The organism is Curtobacterium sp. MCLR17_058, from assembly GCF_003234705.2.
GTDB classification, from domain to species: domain Bacteria; phylum Actinomycetota; class Actinomycetes; order Actinomycetales; family Microbacteriaceae; genus Curtobacterium; species Curtobacterium flaccumfaciens.
Genome location: NZ_CP126262.1, coordinates 94,538 through 114,843, shown reverse-complemented (window position 1 = coordinate 114,843; position 20,306 = coordinate 94,538). Strand labels below are relative to the sequence as shown.

The following is a 20,306-nucleotide window of genomic DNA, read 5'->3' as shown; positions in this document are numbered from 1 at the left end:
GCCTCAGTCCGACCGACACCTGTTCCGGAAGGGGAACGCCTTGACGCTAACTCAGCTAGGGGACACGACACCCGGCGCAGGCACAGCCTCATACTTGTAGCCCCCCTTGAACGAACCAGCGACGGGTTGAATAGCGCCCTGATTGACCAACCTGGCAAGAATTCGACGCATTGTGGTTTCACTGGGGGTATTTGTTAGCTCCCGAGCTTCACGGTTAGTGATGCTTTCATGATTCTCCAAGAACCGAAGAATGATCGTTGCAGGGCTATCTAGTGGTTCGTGTCGGATCGTCACCAACACCCCCATGTCGGTCTCACTGACGGTCGGCGAGGTGAGCCGCACCGCTTCCATGGCCCTAAAAGCCGTCACAAGCCCTTCGCCAACATTTTTGTTCGGCCTCCCGGGAAATTTGTGCAGCATCCGTTCGATTGTCTCATTGCGCGAAAAACGCGCTCCTGGAAGGTTCTTCGGCGTAACGTGACCCGGAAGCCTCCCCGGGCTTTCTACTTCTACACGGTCATCGAAAATACGCACATGAATATTATCGGCTATGGAGTAGTCACGATGGATAACAGCGTTTGTGATAATTTCATGAAGGGTTTCCGGGGGGTAGACAATGTCCTGTAAATTTGTGCCCTTAACTGACTCGATTAGTTCAGTGGTCTTCGCTACAGTGCCTGCAATCTGCTGCATCGCGGAGCCTTCGATGTTCCAAGTCCGGTTATCCGCCAGATCCTCCCGCTCTCCAACCTTCGAGCGCGAGCCATAGCGGTACACCATGACTGACGCTTTTGGAAGGACAATCTGCGGCTCATCCGCGAAGAGCACGACTCCCGCAACCGTGGGACGATCTTCCACGATCATCAGCTGATTCCGCAGCCATGGTTCCGGCTCCGTGAACGTGAGAGTTTCGATAACAAACTCTGTGACCTGCAGCGAGTCGGTAATCATCTCGATAGGAGCGCGGGTGGTGGCGTCCTCGTGGGAGGTGATCCCTTTTTGGAGGGCCAGGACGCGCATCTGCTCATCTGTCTCCACACGCTCCACACTGGCGACGCCTCTTGTGTAGATCGCCCCGCTACTTGTCGCACACATCGTGCGCGTTTTACCCACCGTGACCCTAAGGAGCACCCCCTCGCGCCCGGACGAGGTCAGAATGTCATACTGAAACACGTCTGATTCTGGAAATGGTCCGAGAAGGACCTCGACGTGCTGGTTCGCTTCTTCGGGTCGGCCAAAGCCACTCCAGGAAAAGGCGCCCTTTGAAGCAGATTCATCGACTCCAATAATGATTTCTCCGCCAGACGAATTCCCAAATGCTGAAACGAGCTTCTCTAGGCTCGCAGGCTTGATGTCCTTACTCTTGAAGTCCAGGTAGTGATCCTCGGCACGGCCGAGCAGGTGATCAGCTTCTTGCTTCGTTATTTCGATAGTACGCAATTGTCCCCCGTTAATTCCGATGTCAACCTGTCGGCGTATTGCCTAATCGTCTCGCTCGACGTTTGCGCCTATTGCGCTTTACTGCGGTCCTCGATGCCTCGCCTCACACCATCAGGAAGTTGATCGAACAGTTTTCGGTACTGCGCGGGTTTAGTGACTAGTTCATCGACCAGCTGATTTATTGCCGAAAAGAGCACATCAACAACCGCTGCATCCTCCTCATCGAGAACAAGGACCAACACTTTGTCATCACTGCTATCCGAGACGTGGACAGATTTGTTGCCGACATGGCGGATGACGTCGAGCACTCTGCCTAGACCGCTCGATACCCTTGCGAGGATACGCTCGATTCGGCGGTCAAGTGTAAGTTTTCCGTCGGCCTCGGGATCGAGGTCACGGAGAAGTCTCTCAAGTGTCGCGCGAGCCATTGCGGCCCCCGCTCGACGCGACATGGCGACAACCGAGCGGGCTTCCTCGTAGAGCTCAGCAGCCGCCGGAGGCATATCCGGATGTGGCGCAGGGGCGCCTTTAGATGCCGGATGAATGATTAGTGAATGGCGCCAAATAGTGAGCGCTTGACAAACGGCACACTGGGCCGCCGCCCAAATTCCCCCGACCACCCATGGCTCTGTCGGCTCCAACCAGGGGGTCGTCTGATTCCAAGGAGCGTCTTGATCGTCAAGCTCTGCCAGCTCCTCCAACTCGCGGAACCATGGTTCTTGATCAGAGGCAGGGTCGATCTCCTGATAGCCCAGGGCATGCCACGTTTGTGCACTGAATGCGCCACATGTAGGGCAGGTGAATGCCTTACGGTTCCGGTCGGGCCGGCGCCCTGCGGGCACATCCTCATTGGTGGTCACCTGCATGAGTCAATCATGTGGCATTCGGCCCACTCTCGCATCCGCGTCTGTTGGCGCGTCCGATCCTCGTGGGCCCCTGAGAGGAACTTCTCGTGTGGTGTCCTGGGGTATACCTCAACGCCACGGCGTCGGAAGCACCGACGAGTGTTGTTCTGGGCTACGTCACATCGCTTGCGCCACGGAAGCGTGCAAGGGTCCAAGCCCGATGCCACACGCAGCCACGCGCGGTGCCTGTGTTAGTCGGCACCCGAAGCGGGCGGCGGCCCCGTCGTGTCCCCCACCCGCAACTCCGAGGTGAACGACGCCGGCTGCGGCTCCGCCCCCTCGAGCATGGCCAGGGCAGCGCGGGCGGCGGCCTGGCCCTTCTGCACGAAGGGCTGCACCAGGGTGGTCAGGTGCCGGATCGGGGTGCGGTGGAGCAAGCTGTCGTCCACCGTGATGCCGTCGAAGCCGACGACGCTGACGTCCTCGGGGACACGCAGTCCGGCATCGAGTGCGGCCGAGATCACCCCGACGGCGATCAGGTCACTCTGCGCGATGACGGCGGTGGGGCGGGGACCGTCCGGCGCGAAGAGCTCCGTGCCGGCGAGACGTCCCTCTTCCACCGAGCTGCCAGCGGTCTCGATCGCGACGGCCTCCGGGTAGACCAGGCGCACACCGCGCAGGCGTTCGAGCGTGGTGAAGGCGATGCCCTCGTCCTGCCGGGGTGCGTCGATCGGGCCACGGCGGCGCGCGGCATCGAGGGGCAGGGTCACGACGGTGACGTCCTGGTGGCCGAGCCCCTGCAGGTACTCCGCAGCACGGCGTGAGGCATCGCGGTTGTCGAGCTGGACGGGGACGGCACCCTCGATCTCGTCCGCCTCGATCGCGACGACGGGGATCTGCCGACGACGCAGCACGGCGACGGCGGGGTCGATCCGGACGTTGCACCCGACGAGCACGACGGCGTCCATCGGGGCATCCACCAGCGGACCGGCACCCTGCTCGTCGTCGAGCGGACTCCGGACGAGCAACAGCGAAGCACCGGCGGCACCGGCGACCTCGGCGATGCCGTCGAGCGTCAGGACGTTGACCGGGTCACGGAACGCGTCGCTCAGGCGCTCGTCCATCACGACGCCGATGACGCCGGAACGACCGCGGCGAAGGGAACGGGCACGGGGATCGGGGCCGCCGTAACCGAGGTCGGCGGCAGCGGCGAGGACGCGGGCCTTGGCGTCCTCGGAGACCGGGCCGAGACCACTGAAGGCGAGCGAGGCCGTCGACGGGGCGACACCGGCAGCACGGGCGACCGCGGCCAGCGTCGGGCGCGACGAACGGGTGACGCCGCCGCGGGAAGGCGACGCGCCGGGTCCTGTTGCCGGTTCGTCCATCGCCCGTTAGCGTAGCCGGAACGAGCAGTCGAATCGATTCGACAGCCGCAAGACCAGCACCGACACGCACCAGAACGCGCAGCACCGAGCGCGCCGCAGCACGATGGGAACCACCATGACGACGCCGTCCACCCGCACCGTCCCGACCACCAAGGCCTGGATCATCGCGGTGTTCGTGGTGTTCACCCTGTCCGGGCTCGACATCGCGACGTGGCTGGGCCGGATCCCGAGTGTCCGCGACTCCCTCGGGGCGAGCACGTTCGAGATGGGCCTGCTCGTGCTCGGCATGGCCGTCGGCTCGATCGGCGGTCTGACCTTCGCCGGCCACATCGTCGCCAAGCTCGGTGCGAGGCGGGGCGTGCAGGTGGCTGCGGCGTGCCTGGCGGTCGGCATGATCTTCGCCGGCGTCGCGGTCACGCTCGGGTGGGGCTTCGCCGCCATCTGGATCGCGCTCATCGCGTTCGGCTTCGGCAACGGCCTGTGCGACGTGTCGATGAACGTCTCCGGCGCCGCCGCCGAGAAGGCCGGCGGACGCACGATCATGCCGCTGTTCCACGCCGCGTTCAGCCTCGGCACGCTCGCCGGTGCAGGCCTCGGCGCCCTGGCCGAGAAGCTCGAGATCCCGGTGTCGTGGCACTTCATCGTGCTCGTCGTCATCACGAGCGCCGCCATGCTCGTCGCCGTCGCGAAGTTCCAGGACGAGCACCTCGTCGAGCAGCCGGTGTCGACCGACACCAGCCCGGTCGCGACCCCGCTCACCCGCTGGCAGGTCTGGGCACAGCCCTCCACGCTGCTCATCGGCGTGATCGTGCTCGGCATGGCGCTGGCCGAGGGGTCCGCGAACGACTGGCTGCCCCTCGCGATGATCGACGGCCACGGGCTCGACAACGCCGGCGGTGCTGCCGTTCTGACGGTGTTCCTCGCCGCGATGACCGCCGGCCGCGTCGCCGGCAGCCCGCTGATCGACAAGTTCGGCCGCGTGCCGATCCTGCGCATCAGCGCCGCCGTCGCGGTGGTCGGCCTCGGCATGCTCATCTTCATCGACAACGTGCCGCTCGCGATCGTCGGCGTCGTGCTCTGGGGCCTCGGTGCCAGCCTCGGTTTCCCGATGGGCATGTCCGCCGCGGCCGACGACCCCCGCACCGCGGCCGCCAAGGTCAGCGCCGTCGCGACGATCGGCTACGTGGCGTTCCTGGCCGGACCGCCCCTGATCGGGTTCCTCGGCGAGGAGATCGGCCTGCTCGGGGCGCTGCTCATCGTCTTCGTGTTCATCATCGCGGCCGGCCTGGCCTCGGGTGCAGCGCGCGAGACCGGTGCCGCCGCCCGGCCCGCCCGCGGGACCGACACGACGAGCGGGACCACGAAGCGCGAGACCGAGCAGGCCAGCCAGACCGACAAGACGAGCGAGTCCAGCCGCAGCTGACGCAGCGAGCCCTCAGCCGCCGTCGCCCGCCCGCGCCCGCGTCGCCAGGTGCAGGGCGAGGCGGGTCTCCGGGTCGGACAGGTCCACCCCGAGCAGCCGCTCCACCCGCGCGATGCGGTCGGAGACGGTGTTCCGGTGCACGCCGAGCACCGCGGCGGTCTCGGCGATCGACGACTCCGCGTCCAGGTAGGCGGCGAGCGTCGTCATGAGCGCCCCGCCACCGCGCTCGAGCGGTGCGAGCAACTGCCGTGAGGCCGGCAGGAACGTGTCCGTCTGCGTCCACGCGAGCAGCAGCTGCGCGAGCCCGAGCCGGTCGACGTGCACGAAGTGCCCCGACTCCGGACGGCTCGCCGCCAGACGGGCGGCGTCGCCGGCCTCGCCGAGCGTCCGGACCAGCCCGGCAGGGCCCGCCTGCAGACTGCCGACGCCCACGTTGGTCTCCACGGTGGTGCGGAGCGTGTTCTGCGCGCGCCGCAGCCGACCCGCGATGTCGGCCACTGCCTCCCGGCCGGGTTCGTCGGGTTCCGACAGCCACAGCACCCAGCCGTCCGCCTGTTCGACGACGACCGCGTCGAGTCCCTCGGCCCGCACCGCGGCGTCGACCTGCTGGCGGAGCGCGACCAGGTCGACGCCCTGCCGAGCGACCACGCGCGCACCGACGTGCCAGGCGTCCAGCCGCCACCCGGCGGCGATGGTCCGCTGCACGAGCTGTGGGGCGGGTGCCCCGTCGGCCGCGCGGAGCTCGTCGAGCATCGCCATCCGGTAGCGGGCGTCGCGCTCGTCGTCGAGCCGGGTGAGCAGCAGCCGGTGCCCGACGGCGACGGCTGCCACCTGCAGGGCACTCGCGACCACCTGCTGTTCAGCGGCGATCGGGACGGGCAGGCCGACGGCCAGCCAGGCGCGCGGTCCGATGCCGGTGCCGACCGGGATCGCCACGAGCGTCTCGTCGATGCCCTCGGCGGTCAGCACGTCGCTGGTGCCGGCGCGGCGGACGAGCACGGCGCGGGCCGCGTCGTCGACGGCGGCTCCGCGGAGTGCCAGGCCCGAGGCATCGAGGAACCGCACCGGGTGGCCGAGCGAGCGGTCGAGCCGGGCGAACAGGTCGTCGAGTTCGGGGCCGGCGTCGAGCGCGACGCGGGAGGCGTCGAGGGCTGCCCGGGCCGCCGGCCCCATCCCGGTGCCGATGAGTTCGTGCAGGCGGACCGAGGTCGCCCACGGGTCCGGGGTGGCGAGCACGGCGACGCCGAGCCGGTCGGCGAGCGTCGTGGTGCCGGGGCCGAGTTCCAGTGCCCCGTCGACGACGAGCAGGGCGGTGCCGGCCGCGGAGGCCCGGCGCAGCAGCACGTCGAAGCGTGCATCCGCGCGGTCGACGGGGGTGAGCAGCACGACGACGTCGTCGCCCTGCGACAGGGACCGGCCGACCTGGTCCGGGGTCCCCACGACCCCGCGGACGCTCCGGACCGCCGTGCTGCCGGCGCCGACGAGCAGCCGGGTGCCGGGCGGCAGGAGCGGGAGCAGGTCGCCGACGGCGTTCACGCGAGCACCTGGCCCACGGCCGCGGGAACGACGTCCGCGTCGATACCGAACGCCCGCGGCCCCATGCGCGCGGTGCGGTCGGGATCCGCCCACCACCACGGCGCCGACGGCAGCACGAGCACCGCGAGCTCGTTGCCGACCCGCGTGCGGTCGGTCGCCACCGGCGCGAGCGAGCGCGCGTCGACGACGGTGATGACGCTCGGGGTGCTGGCGACCGGCAGGCCGTCGACCAGGCAGTGCACGTACTCGCTGCCCGCCTCGACCCGGGCGACCGCACCGGTGCCGGCGTCGCGGATGGCCAGGCTGCTGCGGACGAACGCGAGTGCGTCCCCCTCGCGCTGCACGTCGATGACCCGGCCCTGGGCGACGACGCGGCCGCCGATGAGTGCGGCGAGTTCCACCGCGTCGCGTGCGCCGCCCGCTGCGCGTCCGATCCGGAGGGCGCGCTGCACGCTGCCGACGACGGCTCGCTCGCGCAGCAATGCGACCGGGACCGGGCCGATCGCGAAGGCCGCCCAGCCGCCGCTGTGCGAGACGGCCTCGCGCCACACCGTCTCGACGTCGTGGGGGTGCCGGGCGTCGACGACGATCCGCAGGCCGCTCGTGGTGGCCGCGGCGGCTGTGACCGTCGTGGTCGGGCCGACGAAGACCGACAGCTGGTCGATGCGCGGGACCGCGCGGCCGACCAGGTCCGCGTCGACGAGCGGCAGTCCGGCGGCGTGTGCGGTGAGGGCCGCAGCCGGTCCGGTCACGCCGCCGATCTGCGCGGCGACGACGGCGTCGGCACGGACGCCCGTCCAGCGTTCGACCGCCGCGAGGGCGGCCGGCAGCTCCTCGCCGCTCGGCATCTTCTCCTCGAGCACGGTGGTCGAACCGATCAGCCCGACGGCCACCACCGAGCCGAGCGCGGGGTCGTCGAGGTCGATGACCGGCACGCTGCGGTCGCCGAGTGCGAAGCGGAGCGCGCTGACCATGTGGTCGACTCGGCCGCCACCACCACAGCCGAGCAGGGCGGTGCCGCGTCCGAAGACGGTCGCGTCGTCGGCCTGGAGGCCCGCCACACCGCCGCCCCGCCGCTCACCCTGGTCCATGGGTCCATTCTGCTGCCGTGGTCGCGTCCCGGGGCCGGAGCCCGGGGCCAGAGCCCGGGGTCGGGTGCGTGGGCCGGGCGCCGGGGTCGGCGCGCGGCCGTTCGTCAGCCGACCGCCGGGGCGGCCGGGCGGACGTGCTCGTGCAGGTCCTCGACCGGGACGAACGGTTCGTCGAGACCGAAGCACGACGGCCCGAACACGGCGAGCGCCTCCGGGGTCCGCATCAGGTCGGGGGTCGAGATGCCGATGACCCGGACGCGCTGCCCGAACCGCAGGCGTTCGGTGGTGATCGGCTCGGCGGTCTCGGCGTCGAGGACGCAGATCAGGTCGGGCACGACGGCGACGAGGCGGCCGTCACGCCGGGCGACGAGGTTCTCGTTCTGGAACCGGAGTTCGAGCTCGGAGCCGTCGGTCCCCTGCACGGTGGCACGACCGCGGGCGAACCCGTCGACCGTGCGGCGCTCGACGTCGACGACCTTGCCGTCGAACAGCTCGCGCAGGTGCGTGTAGATCGTCGTGCCGAGGGCCTCGGCGAGCGCGTCGATGGGGTCGCGGTGGGCTTCGCGGGCAACTCGGATGGCCCGACCGACGGCGAGTGCCAGGGAGAGCGTGCGCGGGACAGCGGTCTCCTTCACCTGGCGGCCGGACATGGCGTACTCGGCGATGTAGGCGACGCCGCCGAGCCGGATGGTGACCCCGCGGGCGAGCCACTCCATCTTCTTGTTGTCCGTGCCGGTCTCGATGATGACGCCGTGGCCGTTCTCGTCGCTGATCGCCAGCGGACTGCCGGGGACCCCGTAGACCGAGAACGTCTCCATCTGCAGCTCGGGGAACGCGCGGCCCATGCCGTCCGCGTCGACGACGGGCAGGCCGCCGGTGGCGCCGACGAGCAGCGGGATCATCGAGTTGATGCCGCCGCACTCGATGGGCATCGTGGCGGTCGCCGTCCGGCCCAGGTGGGCCTCGAGCCGACGGAGGGCGCCGAGGGGTTCCGGTCCGGCGGGGATGCGTTCGAGCACCACGGTCGGTGCGCCCATCTGCGCGGTGGGGATGACGAGGGCGTCGTCGGGCACCTCGGACGGGTCGAGGATCGTGACGGGGCCGTGCTGTTCGATCGCGGCACGGACCAAGAGCATCCCGATGGTCGGGTCGCCCCCGCCGCCGGTGCCGAGCAGCGCGGCGCCGCGGGCCAGGTCGGGCAGGTCGTCGACGTCGAGGATCCAGCTCATCGGTGCGCTCCCGTGTTCGTCTCGCCCGCGCTCGTGGTGCCGTCGTGGCGGACCGCGGGGGTGTCGTAGCCGAAGTACCGCGGGCCGGCCAGGCGCAGGCCCTCCGGGGAGTGCCAGCGCTCGTCGGCCGGTGCCGTGACGATCCGGATGCGGGCGCCGAAGCGCAGGGCCTCGGTGGTGATCGGCTCGCCGGTCTCGGCGTCCAGGGTGATGATGAGGTCGGGAGCCGTGGTGCGGACCTGGCCGGCCACCTCGACCAGCAGGTGCTCGTTCTGGAACCGGAGCACCGCCTCCAGGCCGGTGTCGCTGCCGGAACCGGCGATGCGGGCCGTGCCACGGGCGAACCCGGTGACGGTCTTGCGCTCGATGTCGGCGACCTTGCCCTCGAACACGACCGTGCCGCCGAGCACCTCGGTGACCGCCGTGACGGGGTCCGCGTTCTCGCTGCGTGCGCGGACCAGCGTCTCGCCCAGCCGGACGCTCAGCGACAGGCTGCCGCGGACGAACGACTCCTTCACCTGCGCGCCGGACATGGCGTACTGCGCCGTGATCGCGGAGCAGCCCATCTCGACCGTCGCCGTGCGGGCGAGCCGTTCCGCCCACCGGTTGTCCACCGTGTCGAAGACGACGGTGTTGCCTTTCTCGTCGGCCAGGGCCATCGGTGTCGCGCTGACCCCGGACAGGGTCGGCAGCACCATCTGCACCTCGGGGAAGGCGCGGCCCATGCCGTCGCCGTCGACCAGGGGCAGGCCGAGCTCGGCAGCGGCGACGATCGGGGTCGTCGAGTTCACGCCGCCGACCTCGATGCAGGCCAGGTGGGTCGGGGTCACCCCGAGGAACGCCGACAGGCTGCGGATGGCCTCGGCGAACTGGCCGGCGGACGGCAGCTTCTCGACCATCACCGTGGGAGCGCCGATCATCGCGACCGAGAGCACCACGGCGTCGTCGGGCAGGTCCTCGACCTGGACGATCTCGACCGGGCCGTGGGCGCGGACGGCGGCCTCGGCGAGCAGGCGGCCGATGTAGGGGTCACCGCCGCCGCCGGTGCCGAGGATCGCGGCGCCGCGGGCGAGGGCGGAGCAGTCGGCGCCGATGGCGGTGAGGTGGGGTGCTGTGGGGGCGGCTTGCGTGGCGCTCATCGGACCAGCGCCCCGAGTGCCAGGTCGCCCACGGCCTTCGCGCGGATCCGCGTCGCGTTGCCCGGCAGGTACGGGATCGGGACCTCGTCGAAGTCGACGATGTCCACCGAGCCGGGGTCGGCGCCGGCCGCGATGGCACGGTCGACGGCCTCTTGCCGGGCCTCGTCGACCACGGCGGACCGGCGGCCGTCGCTGATCGCGTAGACCTTGTCGACCTCGCCGCTGACCTGCGCGATCGCCGCACCGATGGCGTTCGCGACCGAGTAGTGCTCCGGGCGGTACACGGTGCCGAGTCCGGGCAGGGTGTCCGGCAGCAGCACCGAACCGCCGCCGACCGCCACGACGGGCAGCGGGTCGGACGAGGTGCGCATCCGCTCGACGATGTCGGCGACGCGCTCCGCGATGACGTCGAGCGCGCGGGCGGCGACCTCGGCCGGCACCCCGGCGACGAGCGACGGGTCCCCGATCGCACCACGCCCGCCGCGGACGGCCACGTCGGTGGCGGTCAGGGTGGAGCCCCCGAAGACCAGGCCCTCCTCGGTCAGGCGGTACCCGACGGAGTCCGGGCCGACGACGCTGCCGTCCTCGCGGATGCGGGAGCCGCCGCCGATGCCGACGGACAGGACGTCGGGCATCCGGAAGTTCGTGCGGATGCCGGCGACGGCGACCTCGCCGGTGGCCTCCCGTGGGAAGCCCGCGGTCAGGACGCCGACGTCGCTCGTCGTGCCGCCGACGTCGACGACCGCGCAGGTGTCGAAGCCGGACAGCACGGCTGCACCACGCATCGAGTTCGTCGGGCCCGAGGCGAACGTCGCGACCGGGTAGCGACGGGCGTACTCGACGTCCATCAGGGTGCCGTCGTTCTGGCTCAGGAAGAGCGGCGCATCGATGCCGCTGCCCGTGACCGACCCGGACAGGCCGTCGACGATGCGGTCGGCGAGCTCACGGAGCGCCGCGTTGATGATCGTCGCGTTCTCGCGCTCGAGCAGGCCGATGCGACCGATCTCGGACGACAGCGAGAACGCCACGTCCGGCCCGAGCTCGGCGGCCATGATCTCCTGCGCACGCTGCTCGAACTCGTCGTTGATCGGGGAGAACACCGACGAGATCGCGACGGAGCGGATGCCCGCGGCCGCGATGGCACCGGCGTGCCGCTTGAGCTCCTCGGGGTCCAGCTCCGAGATGACTCGGCCGTCGAACTCGTGGCCGCCGTGAGCCAGGAACGGTTGCGCGTGCACGGCCGACACCAGGTGCCCGGGCCAGTCCGTGAACGGGGGCAGCGACGCCGTCGCCGGCAGGCCCAGGCGGACCGCGGCGGTGGGGGCGAGGCCGCGTGCCTCGACCAGGGCGTTGATGAAGTGGGTGGTGCCGATCATCACGCCGTCGATGTCGGTGGGGCCGAAGGCGTGCTGCTCGCGCAGGCCGTCGAGCGCGGCGACGATGCCCGAGGTGACGTCGGGGGTGGTGGACCGCTTGACCGCCGCACGGACGGTGCTGCCGTCCATCAGGACGGCGTCCGTGTTGGTGCCGCCGACGTCGATGCCGATGCGCATGGGGGTTCCCTTCGGTGGTGCGGGTGCGGGTGCGGTGGTGCGGGTGCGGGGTCGAGCCGGAGCGGGGTCTCAGCCGGCGTTCGGGTTCGTGGAGTGGGGACCGGCCGCGCCGTCGCGCGGATCAGGGGTGCGGCGACGCGACCGGCCGTTCGGGGAGCGCCCGGGTCAGGCGGCGGGGGTGGCCGGTGCTTCGGCGACCGGGGCCTCGGTGGCAGCCGGCGCGGCCTCGGTCCGACTGACACCGACGCCGCGGATCAGCCCGACCTTGCCGGCGACCACGTAGAGCACGAAGGCGATGACCACGGAGTTGATCGACGGGATGCCGACGGCGACGAAGTACCCGATGAGCGAGGCGACCGCCCAGATGACCAGGGTGGCCGGCACCCAGGTGGGCGAGGTCGCCGGGATGTTCTCGGCGTCGCTCAGCTCGCGGCGCCAGCGCTTCACGACGAAGTACTCCGCCACCATGATCCCGGCGATGGGCGGGAAGACGACCCCGAGCACGGACAGGAACGGTGTCAGGGCCCCGAGGAACCCGACCGCGGCGAGCACCGAGCCGACGACGCCCATCACGAGCGTCACGAGCCCGCGGTTCACCTGCTTGCCGAACACCGCGTCGATGAAGTTCGTGACGCCGAGGCTCGAGCTGTAGATGTTCCAGTCGTTGATCTTGAACGTGCCGAGCAGGATCACGAGGATGCCGACCCAGCCGACGCTCGACGTGATCACGCGGGTGATGTCCGCGGAACCGACGGCGTGGGCGAGCAGGACACCGGCCAGGCCGATGACGTACTCGCCGAGCGTCACGCCGAGCAGCGTCTGCTTCACGACGTCGCCGACCGAGCGGTTGAAGCGGGTCATGTCCGGCGTGATCACCGCACCGACGATGAACCCACCCGCCACCAGGGTGGTGCCGGCCACGAAGCTCAGCTCCGGACCGGCCGGGGCACGCGCGGCGAGCTCGGCGATCGAGTGGCGGCTCAGCTCGACGATGACCGCCCAGCCGACGAGCACCAGGAACAGCGGCACGGTCACGTTCGCCAGCCACTGCATCGAGTGGAACCCGCGCAGGACGATCGCGGTGACGAGCAGCCCGAACACGAGCGACCACGCCCACGCGGGCAGGATCGGCAGGATCGAGACGAGGCCGGCCGCCGAGACGCCCGACTGGATGCCGAACCAGCCGATCAGGCTCAGCCCGATCGCGAGCCCGACCAGCGCCGAGCCGGCCTTGCCGAACCCGGTCCAGCGGGCGATGACCGAGGTGTTCAGGCCCTCCTTGACGCCGATGACGCCGACGAGGACCGAGACGATCTCCAGGATCACGGCTCCCAGGGTGATCGCCCAGAAGGCGTCCCAGAAGCTCATGCCGAAGCCGAGCGTCGCACCGAGCAGGAACTGGGACAGGGCCGAGATCTGCCCGAAGCGCTGCACGGCGACCTGGAACCAGCCGTAGCGCGCGGACATCGGGACTCGACTGAGCGAGTAGTCGTCGACGGCGACCGACTCGGAACGGGGGGTTCGTGGTGCTGACACTGCGGTCTCGCTGGCCATCGTGGCTCCTCGGGGAGGGGTGTCGGCGTGGGCCGATCGGGGTGTCAGCCACGGTAGGACGGCTTCGGATTGCGGTACATGTGCAGAACGTCGTTACGGGCATGTGAATCCGTGCGCGTTGCACAGGCCGCGCGCCTCGTCCGGCCGATCACACGACGCCGGTTAGGCTTCCGGGGTGCGTCTCGTCATCGCCCGGTGCTCCGTCGACTACGCGGGCCGGCTCTCAGCCCACCTGCCGCTCGCGACCCGCCTGCTCATGCTCAAGGCGGACGGCTCCCTGCTCGTGCACTCCGACGGCGGCAGCTACAAGCCGCTGAACTGGATGAGCCCGCCCTGCTCGATCGAGATCACCGAGCCGGACGAGGAGCAGTCGGTCGCCGGCATCACGCAGGTGTGGACGGTGACGCAGAAGAAGACGCAGGACAAGCTCATCGTCTCCCTGTACGAGGTGGTGTCCGACGAGACCCACGACCTGGGCGTCGACCCGGGCCTGGTGAAGGACGGGGTCGAGGCGCACCTGCAGCAGCTCCTGGCCGAGCAGATCGAGCTGCTCGGTGACGGCCACACCCTGGTCCGCCGCGAGTACATGACGGCGATCGGGCCGGTCGACATCCTGGCCCGCGACGACGCGGGGGCGAGCGTCGCGGTCGAGATGAAGCGCAACGCCAACATCGACGCGGTCGAGCAGCTCACCCGGTACCTCGAGCTCATGAACCGCGACCCGCACCTGCGTCCGGTGCAGGGCGTGCTGGCCGCGCAGACGGTGGCACCGCAGGCACGCACCCTCGCCGAGGACCGCGGCATCCGCGTCCTCGTGCTCGACTACGACGCGATGCGCGGCATCGAGGGCGGCCACACCCGCCTGTTCTGAGCCGCGTCGGGCGGTCCGGCCTGGAGGCACGGCCCACCCCCGCCCCGCCGCCGACGGATCCCGGATGGTCCCCGCCACGGCCCGGCTAGGGTGGGCAGGACATGACCAGCCCGTTCTCCGCCATCCTGTTCGACCTCGACGGCACCATCAGCGACTCCGCGCCGGGCATCCTCGAGAGCCTGACGCACACCTTCCGCACCGTCGGCGTCCCGGTGCCGGACCGCGAGACCCTGATGTCGTTCGTCGGTCCGCCGATCATGGACACGTTCCGGATCGCGATGGGCATGGACGACGAACTGGCCGACCGCACCCTCGCCGTCTACCGCGAGCACTACTTCTCGCACGGGGCGCTCGACTCCGCGATGTTCCCGGACATCGACGTCGTGCTGCGCACCCTGCACCAGGCGGGGCTGCCGATCTCGACGGCGACGAGCAAGCCGGAGACCCCGGCGACCTACATCCTCGAGCACTACGGGCTCACCGGCGACATCGACATCATCACGGGTGCGAGCGACGACGAGGTGCGGTCGAGCAAGGCCGACGTCGTCGAAGAGGCACTGCGACGCCTTGAGGCCCACGGCTTCGACACCAGCCGCCCGGTGCTGATCGGCGACCGGAAGCACGACGTCGAGGGCGCGACCGTGCACGGCGTCCCGGTCGTCTTCGCCGAGTGGGGTTACGGCTCCCCCGACGAGGCCGAGGGCACCATCGCCCGCGCCGCCACCCCGCTCGACCTGCTGCCGATCCTGCTGCCGTCCGCGACGCCGTCCGCATGAGCGACGACGTCGTCCGGCGGGGCCTCCGCGGCGCCGCCTGGCTGCTGCCGGCGGCCATCGTCCTGATCGCCCTGAACTTCCGCGGCCCGATCGTCGCGACCGCTCCGGTCATCGGGGACGTCCGCGCCGACCTCGGCCTGACCGCGACGATCGCCGGGCTGCTGACGACGATCCCGGTGCTGTGCTTCGCCCTCGCGACGCCGTTCGCCAGCTGGGTCATCGCGAAGGCCGACCCCGAGCGCGCGGTGTCCCTGTCGCTCGTCATCGTGCTCGCCGGCACCGTCGTGCGCTCGATGCCCTCGTCGGCGGCGCTGCTGATCGGCACCGCGGTCATCGGCATCGGCATCACGATCGGCAACGTGGTGATCCCGGTGGTCATCCGGCGGGACACCTCGCCGGAACGCGTCGGCCTGGTCACCGGCGTGTACACGTCGGCGCTCAACGTCGGGTCGATGATCACGTCGCTCGGCACCGCTCCCCTGGCCGCGCTGTGGGGGTGGCCGGTCGCCATCGCGATCTGGGCGGTCTTCGCACTCATCGCCGCCGCTGCCTGGACCTACACGGTCGGTGCTCGCGCCGCCTGGCGCCGCCCGCTGCCCTCCGAGCGGGACGAACCGCTGCCCGTCACCGGTCCGATCGACCAGGTGCTCGACACCGGGGCGATCCGGACCGCCCGTGCCGCCGAGGCCGCACGGGTCGCCGCCGCCGAGCCCATCCGACCGGCACGACGGCTCATCACCTGGGGTCTGACGCTCGCGTTCGGTGGTCAGGCGTTCTCGTACTACGCCCTCACCGCGTGGATCCCGACGCTGCTGCACGACGAGATCGGCTTCTCGAAGGCATCGTCGGGCGCGAGCTCGTCGGTGTTCCAGATCCTGGCCGTCGTCGGGGCGCTCGGTGTCCCGCTGCTCGCGACCCGGTGGCGTCCGGCGGCGATCATCGCCCTGGTCGGCACGCTGTGGCTGGCGATGCCCCTCGGGCTGCTGTTCGCCCCGCAGCTCTGGTTGCTGTGGTCGGTGCTCGGCGGTGCAGCCCAGGGCGGCGGCATCACCGTGATCTTCATCGTCATCGTGCGGATCGTCTCGAGCGACGCCGACGCCCGGCGGATGTCCGCGTTCGTGCAGGGCGGCGGGTACCTGCTCGGGTCGGCCGGGCCGCTCGTCGCCGGCGCGCTGCACGGTGCGACGGGGAACTGGACGGCGCCGCTGCTCGTCGTGCTCGTCGCGGTGCTCACCCTCGGTGTCGTCGGGACGTTCGCCGCGCGACGGGTGTCCTGACCCCGAACCCGAACGCCGGCTGAGACCCCGCTCCGGCTCGACCCCCGAGGCGCTGACCGACGGGGACCGCACCCGCACGACCCCTCAGTGCGCGGACCGGCTTCGCGGCCAGCTGGCGGCACGGTCCCGGCCGATCGTCATCCCGGACGGCCAAGGTCCGGAGAGTGGACATCCGACGACCCGCCCGGTGGCGGGACCAGCCGCTCGCAGCACGGCTCACCCTGCTCGTGATCGCGGCCGGCACGACCGTGCTGCTCGCCTGGAACCTGGGCCGTGGCGGGGACTTCAGCTTCTACCAGGCGTCGGCGCGGTCGATGTCCGAGTCGTGGCCGGCGCTGTTCTCGGGCGCGTTCGACCCCTCCGCGACGGTGACGCTCGACAAGCTCAGCGGCTTCGCCGTCCCGCAGGCGCTGAGCCTCCGGCTGTTCGGGCACTCCACCGCCGCACTCGCGTTCCCCCAGGTCGTCGAGGGGCTCGTCACCCTGTGGGCCTGCTCCCTGGTCGGACTCCGCTGGGCCGGGGTCGGCACGGGCCTCGTCGCTGCCGCAGCAGCCGGATCGACGCCGGTCTTCGTGTCGATGTTCGCGCACCCGATGGAGGACGGCTTGGTCACCGCCGCGCTGGCGGTCGCCCTGCTGTGCTGGCAGCACGCGGCACTGACCGGGCGGTGGTGGCCGCTCGTCACCGCGGGCCTGGCCGTCGGCGTCGGGTTCCAGGCGAAGATGGTGCAGGCCTGGTTCGTCCTGCCGGCGCTGCTGCTCGGCACCCTGCTGGCCTCGGCCCGACACGACGGCGGCTCCTTCCGCTTCGGCACCAGGGTTGTCCGCGCCGGGGTGCTCGGGATCGTCGCGGTCGCGGCCTCGCTGTCGTGGGTCACGGCGCTCGCGCTCACCCCGTCGGGTTCGCGGCCATGGGCGGACGGCTCCACCGACGACAGTCCGCTCGCCATGGTGTTCGGGTACAACGGCATCGACCGGTTCCTGCCCGGCGCGGTGCCCGGGTCCGTCCGGTCGTTCACGGTGCCGTTCGGTCCGCACACCTGGCGCGGTGGTCCGGCCGGTTTCGGCAAGCTGCTCGGACCGCACCTGGCGTCACAGGTGGCCTGGCTCCTGCCGGCGGCGGTGTTCGGTGTGCTGGTCGCGGCCGTGGTGCTCGTCCGCCGCCGTGCGGAGCGACCCGGTGCCCTCGGCTCCCCGTTCGGGCACGCCTTCGACACCCGTGCCGGAGCTGCCACCCTGGCCGTCCTGGTGGTCTGGTTCGGCACCGCGGCGGCCGTGCTCTCGGTGGCCGCGGTGCCGCACACCGCCTACGTCGCCGCGATCGGCGTGCAGCTCGCCCTGCTCGCAGCCCTCGGGTGGCGCGGTGCGGTCGGGCTCCTCCGGGCGCAGTCTCGGGGGCTCCGGGCGCTCCCGGTCGTCCTCGCCGTGGCGCAGCTCGGATGGGTGGTGTTCCTCGCTCGGGGCACCGCGATGCCGAGCGTGCTCGCCGTGCCCGCGATCACCGTCTCGACGGTCGCCGTCGTCGCGACGCTGGTGGCGGTGTGGCGGCGACCCCGCTGGGAGGCGACGCGCGGGCCGGACCGGCACCGGGCCTCCCGGACGGTCATCGCGCTGGCAGCCGGGCTCGCGCTCGTCGCCGGACCCGCCGCGTTCTCACTGCAGGCGCTCGACGCGACCCGCGACGGCAGCGGCGTCGACGCGTCGGTCGGGCCGTGGCCCGCACGCTGGCCGATCCCGGCCGGCAGCCCGGACGTCTTCCACGTGTCGCGCCCGGACCCGTGGGGCGGGTCGACGCCCTACCCGCGTGCCCTCAGCCGACTCGTCGCGACCGCGCGACGCCTGGAGGGGTACCGGCACGACGAACCGCTCTTCATGACGGACACGTGGCACATCTCCGCACCCGTGATCGACGCGACCGGACTCCCCGTGCTGACGGACGGAGGGTTCTCGGGCACCGTGCCCGTCTTCACGACGCACCAGATCCGCCGGAGGATCGCCGACGGCCTGCGCGTCCTCGTCGTCGAGGCCCACGCGCCCCGCACGGACCCGGTCCTGCGCGCCGCACTGGCCGGGAGCTGCCGAGCACTCACCAGCGGCACCCGGCACGCACGCCTGCCGATGCAGCCGCGCCGGGCGGACGGCATCGCCTGGACCGTGTGGCACTGCGGGCTGCCCGGGCCGTCCGTCGGACCCGGCGCGCACCGGCACCAGGGGTCAGCTCGCGGCGAGCACCTCGCGCAGGGACATCGGCGGACGCCCGGTGATGCGCTCGACATCACCGGACACGTGCGCGAGCGCCCCCTCGGCGATGGCCGTGTAGGTGCTCACCCAGGCGTCGGCCTGCCACGGCTCCGGGTTCCACTGCGCACGTGATGCGTACGCCTCGTCGAGGGTCTCCGGGTGGTAGCTGACCGTGCGGCCGCGGACCTCGGACACGATCGCCGCCGCCTGGGCCAGGGTGATCGCCTCGGGGCCGGTCAGCTCGTAGGTCTGGTCGCGGTGCGCGTCCGGGTCGTGCACCACCGCGGTCGCGACGCGGGCGACGTCGGCACGGGCCACCGCGGCCATGGCGCCGTCGCCGGCCGGGCCGCGGATCACGCCGTCCTCACCGACCAGGTCCTCGACGAAGTCCAGGTAGAAGCTGTCGCGCAGGAACGTGAAGGCCATCCCGCTCTCGCGGATCGCCTGCTCCGTCGCCCAGTGGTCTCGGCCGAGCGTGAAGGTCGCGTCGGGAGCCGCGCCGAGGAACGACGTGTAGACGACGTGCCGCACGCCCGCTTCGGCCGCCGCGGCGACGAACGCCCGGTGCTGGTCGAGGCGGTCCTGGGCTTCGGCCGCCGAGACCATGAGCAGCACCTCGACGCCCTCGAGCGCCGCTCGGCTCGCGTCGGCGTCGGCGAAGGTCGCGACGGCGACCTCGGTGCCCGGGAGCTCCGGCGCACGCGAGGCGTCGCGCACGAGCATCCGGAACGGCACGGCGTCCGCGGCGAGCGCCGCGCTCACGGCGCCCCCGATGTTGCCGGTCGCTCCGGTGATGGCGATGGTCATGGTCGCTCCTCGTGTCGGTGTCGCGTCGTGGTGGTCGGGGTCGTCGTGGTCACGTCAAGATCGTCCTGGAGGCCCGGATCACCGTGGGCGCCACCCTCGCGGCGTTCACGCCGTCCACCTCCACCGCCCATGCGCGGGCAGCGTCGTGGTCGCGGCCGTGCCGCATGTGCCGTCCGACCAGGCGGTCGAGCCGCACGTCGTCGGCGACGGCGCAGAACCAGGTCTCGGCGAACAGCGCCGGCAGCGCCGACCACGGTGCGGTGTCGTCGAGCAGGTAGTTGCCCTCGGACACCACGAGCCGGGCGGCGCGGGGTACCGCGATGCTGCCGGCCACGGGTTCGTCCACGCGACGGTCGAAGTCCGGCGCCCACACCACGTCCTCGTCGGCGGCGACGAGTCGGCGGACGAGCGCGACGTAGCCGTCGGCGTCGAAGGTGTCCGCCGCGCCCTTGCGGTCGTGCCGGCCGAGGGCGTCGAGCGCCGCGTTCGACAGGTGGAAGCCGTCCATCGGGACCTGCACCGCCGTGCCGGCACCGAGGCGGTCGTCGACGGCGGTGACGATGCGACGGGCGAGCGTGGACTTGCCGGCACCCGGTGCTCCGGCGATCCCGAGCACCGTGCGCTTGCTCGAACGGGCCAGTTCGACGGCGCGCTCGACGGCCTGGTCGACGGTCGTGCCGGAGTCGCTCACGGCTTCATCCTCGCAGAGCGCACCGACGCCGGACCGCGGCGGTTCACTTGCCGCATGGTCGATGCGACGAAGGCGTTCAGCGGGTTCTCGGTGCGCGACGTGCCCGAGGCGAAGGCGTTCTACGAGGACGTCCTGGGGGTCGAGGTCACCGAGGACCACGGCATGCTCTTCCTGCAGCTCGGCGGTGGACACCAGGTGCTCGTCTACCCGAAGGGCCCGGGTCACGAACCGGCGGCCTTCACGGTGCTGAACTTCCCGGTGCCGGACATCGATGCCGCGGTCGACGAGCTCACCGCGAAGGGCGTCGTGTTCCTGCAGTACGAGGGGATGACCGACGACCGGGGTGTGAACCGGAAGGGCGGGCCGCTCATCGCCTGGTTCACCGACCCGTCGGGCAACGTCCTCAGCGTCATCGAGGAGTGAACATGTTGTATTCCGAAAGCTCGCGT

16 protein-coding genes and 1 pseudogene are annotated in these 20,306 nt (G+C 71.0%); 6 read left to right on the top strand and 11 right to left on the bottom strand.

Annotated elements, in window-relative coordinates; all coding sequences use genetic code 11:
• Positions 1 to 51 precede the first annotated feature (51 nt).
• The 3 genes from DEJ11_RS00525 to DEJ11_RS00515 all read right to left on the bottom strand — a co-directional run bounded on the left by DEJ11_RS00525 (position 52) and on the right by DEJ11_RS00515 (position 3,670).
• Positions 52 to 1,440, bottom strand: coding sequence for an RNA/DNA-binding domain-containing protein (locus tag DEJ11_RS00525; RefSeq protein ID WP_111105113.1), 1,389 nt, complete (start codon positions 1,438 to 1,440; stop codon positions 52 to 54).
• Positions 1,441 to 1,508: 68 nt separating this feature from the next.
• Complete coding sequence (locus DEJ11_RS00520) at positions 1,509 to 2,306, bottom strand: DUF4145 domain-containing protein (RefSeq protein WP_111105112.1); 798 nt, start codon at positions 2,304 to 2,306, stop codon at positions 1,509 to 1,511.
• A gap of 230 nt (positions 2,307 to 2,536) precedes the next feature.
• Positions 2,537 to 3,670: a substrate-binding domain-containing protein gene (locus DEJ11_RS00515; protein ID WP_111105111.1), complete on the bottom strand. Its 1,134-nt coding sequence runs from the start codon at positions 3,668 to 3,670 to the stop codon at positions 2,537 to 2,539.
• A gap of 115 nt (positions 3,671 to 3,785) precedes the next feature.
• Here DEJ11_RS00515 and DEJ11_RS00510 point away from each other — a divergent pair, with 115 nt between their 5' ends.
• Entirely contained in the window at positions 3,786 to 5,093 is a 1,308-nt protein-coding gene (locus DEJ11_RS00510) for an MFS transporter (RefSeq protein ID WP_111105110.1), read from the top strand.
• A gap of 12 nt (positions 5,094 to 5,105) precedes the next feature.
• On the opposite strand, the gene DEJ11_RS00505 is transcribed toward DEJ11_RS00510, so the two are convergent.
• From DEJ11_RS00505 to DEJ11_RS00480, 6 genes are all read right to left on the bottom strand, one after another.
• Entirely contained in the window at positions 5,106 to 6,629 is a 1,524-nt protein-coding gene (locus DEJ11_RS00505) for a helix-turn-helix domain-containing protein (protein WP_111105109.1), read from the bottom strand.
• A complete protein-coding gene (locus DEJ11_RS00500; protein ID WP_111105108.1) occupies positions 6,626 to 7,720 on the bottom strand; it encodes a DUF917 domain-containing protein in 1,095 nt (364 codons plus the stop codon). The genes DEJ11_RS00505 and DEJ11_RS00500 overlap by 4 nt, the downstream gene beginning before the upstream one ends.
• Before the next feature lie 104 nt (positions 7,721 to 7,824).
• Positions 7,825 to 8,949 (bottom strand): S-methyl thiohydantoin desulfurase family protein, encoded by a 1,125-nt coding sequence (locus DEJ11_RS00495; protein ID WP_111089284.1) that lies wholly within the window; start codon positions 8,947 to 8,949, stop codon positions 7,825 to 7,827.
• On the bottom strand, positions 8,946 to 10,088 hold the full coding sequence (locus DEJ11_RS00490) for an S-methyl thiohydantoin desulfurase family protein (protein WP_258375552.1): 1,143 nt from the start codon (positions 10,086 to 10,088) through the stop codon (positions 8,946 to 8,948). The genes DEJ11_RS00495 and DEJ11_RS00490 overlap by 4 nt, the downstream gene beginning before the upstream one ends.
• The gene (locus tag DEJ11_RS00485; RefSeq protein WP_111105107.1) at positions 10,085 to 11,641 is read right to left on the bottom strand and encodes a hydantoinase/oxoprolinase N-terminal domain-containing protein; all 1,557 of its coding nucleotides are present in this window, start codon (positions 11,639 to 11,641) and stop codon (positions 10,085 to 10,087) included. The genes DEJ11_RS00490 and DEJ11_RS00485 overlap by 4 nt, the downstream gene beginning before the upstream one ends.
• A gap of 165 nt (positions 11,642 to 11,806) precedes the next feature.
• Positions 11,807 to 13,195 (bottom strand): purine-cytosine permease family protein, encoded by a 1,389-nt coding sequence (locus DEJ11_RS00480; RefSeq protein WP_111022444.1) that lies wholly within the window; start codon positions 13,193 to 13,195, stop codon positions 11,807 to 11,809.
• Between the two features lie 175 nt (positions 13,196 to 13,370).
• Here DEJ11_RS00480 and nucS point away from each other — a divergent pair, with 175 nt between their 5' ends.
• From nucS to DEJ11_RS00460, 4 genes and pseudogenes are all read left to right on the top strand, one after another.
• Positions 13,371 to 14,066 carry an endonuclease NucS gene (gene nucS, locus DEJ11_RS00475; protein WP_017887754.1) on the top strand — a complete coding sequence of 232 codons (696 nt, stop codon included), beginning with the start codon at positions 13,371 to 13,373 and terminating at the stop codon, positions 14,064 to 14,066.
• A gap of 101 nt (positions 14,067 to 14,167) precedes the next feature.
• Positions 14,168 to 14,842 carry an HAD hydrolase-like protein gene (locus DEJ11_RS00470; protein WP_111105291.1) on the top strand — a complete coding sequence of 225 codons (675 nt, stop codon included), beginning with the start codon at positions 14,168 to 14,170 and terminating at the stop codon, positions 14,840 to 14,842.
• Positions 14,839 to 16,119, top strand: a complete 1,281-nt coding sequence (locus DEJ11_RS00465; RefSeq protein ID WP_111045640.1) for an MFS transporter — start codon at positions 14,839 to 14,841, stop codon at positions 16,117 to 16,119. The genes DEJ11_RS00470 and DEJ11_RS00465 overlap by 4 nt, the downstream gene beginning before the upstream one ends.
• Before the next feature lie 314 nt (positions 16,120 to 16,433).
• A pseudogene (locus DEJ11_RS00460) lies at positions 16,434 to 16,979 on the top strand (ArnT family glycosyltransferase); the annotation flags it as partial.
• Between the two features lie 1,353 nt (positions 16,980 to 18,332).
• Here DEJ11_RS00460 and DEJ11_RS00455 read toward each other — a convergent pair.
• Positions 18,333 to 19,166, bottom strand: coding sequence for an SDR family oxidoreductase (locus DEJ11_RS00455; protein ID WP_111102865.1), 834 nt, complete (start codon positions 19,164 to 19,166; stop codon positions 18,333 to 18,335).
• Positions 19,167 to 19,215: 49 nt separating this feature from the next.
• Positions 19,216 to 19,857 (bottom strand): nucleoside/nucleotide kinase family protein, encoded by a 642-nt coding sequence (locus DEJ11_RS00450; protein ID WP_111102863.1) that lies wholly within the window; start codon positions 19,855 to 19,857, stop codon positions 19,216 to 19,218.
• Between the two features lie 54 nt (positions 19,858 to 19,911).
• On the opposite strand from DEJ11_RS00450, the gene DEJ11_RS00445 reads away from it, so the two are divergent.
• Positions 19,912 to 20,280, top strand: coding sequence for a VOC family protein (locus DEJ11_RS00445; RefSeq protein ID WP_111038647.1), 369 nt, complete (start codon positions 19,912 to 19,914; stop codon positions 20,278 to 20,280).
• Positions 20,281 to 20,306: the final 26 nt, after the last annotated feature.

Coding starts and splice junctions, on each gene's coding strand:
- DEJ11_RS00520 (WP_111105112.1), bottom strand. CDS start 2,306: ATGCAGGTGACCACCAATGAGGATGTGCCCGCAGGGCGCCGGCCCGAC.
- DEJ11_RS00515 (WP_111105111.1), bottom strand. CDS start 3,670: ATGGACGAACCGGCAACAGGACCCGGCGCGTCGCCTTCCCGCGGCGGC.
- DEJ11_RS00510 (WP_111105110.1), top strand. CDS start 3,786: ATGACGACGCCGTCCACCCGCACCGTCCCGACCACCAAGGCCTGGATC.
- DEJ11_RS00500 (WP_111105108.1), bottom strand. CDS start 7,720: ATGGACCAGGGTGAGCGGCGGGGCGGCGGTGTGGCGGGCCTCCAGGCC.
- DEJ11_RS00495 (WP_111089284.1), bottom strand. CDS start 8,949: ATGAGCTGGATCCTCGACGTCGACGACCTGCCCGACCTGGCCCGCGGC.
- DEJ11_RS00490 (WP_258375552.1), bottom strand. CDS start 10,088: ATGAGCGCCACGCAAGCCGCCCCCACAGCACCCCACCTCACCGCCATC.
- DEJ11_RS00485 (WP_111105107.1), bottom strand. CDS start 11,641: ATGCGCATCGGCATCGACGTCGGCGGCACCAACACGGACGCCGTCCTG.
- DEJ11_RS00480 (WP_111022444.1), bottom strand. CDS start 13,195: ATGGCCAGCGAGACCGCAGTGTCAGCACCACGAACCCCCCGTTCCGAG.
- DEJ11_RS00470 (WP_111105291.1), top strand. CDS start 14,168: ATGACCAGCCCGTTCTCCGCCATCCTGTTCGACCTCGACGGCACCATC.
- DEJ11_RS00465 (WP_111045640.1), top strand. CDS start 14,839: ATGAGCGACGACGTCGTCCGGCGGGGCCTCCGCGGCGCCGCCTGGCTG.
- DEJ11_RS00455 (WP_111102865.1), bottom strand. CDS start 19,166: ATGACCATCGCCATCACCGGAGCGACCGGCAACATCGGGGGCGCCGTG.
- DEJ11_RS00445 (WP_111038647.1), top strand. CDS start 19,912: ATGGTCGATGCGACGAAGGCGTTCAGCGGGTTCTCGGTGCGCGACGTG.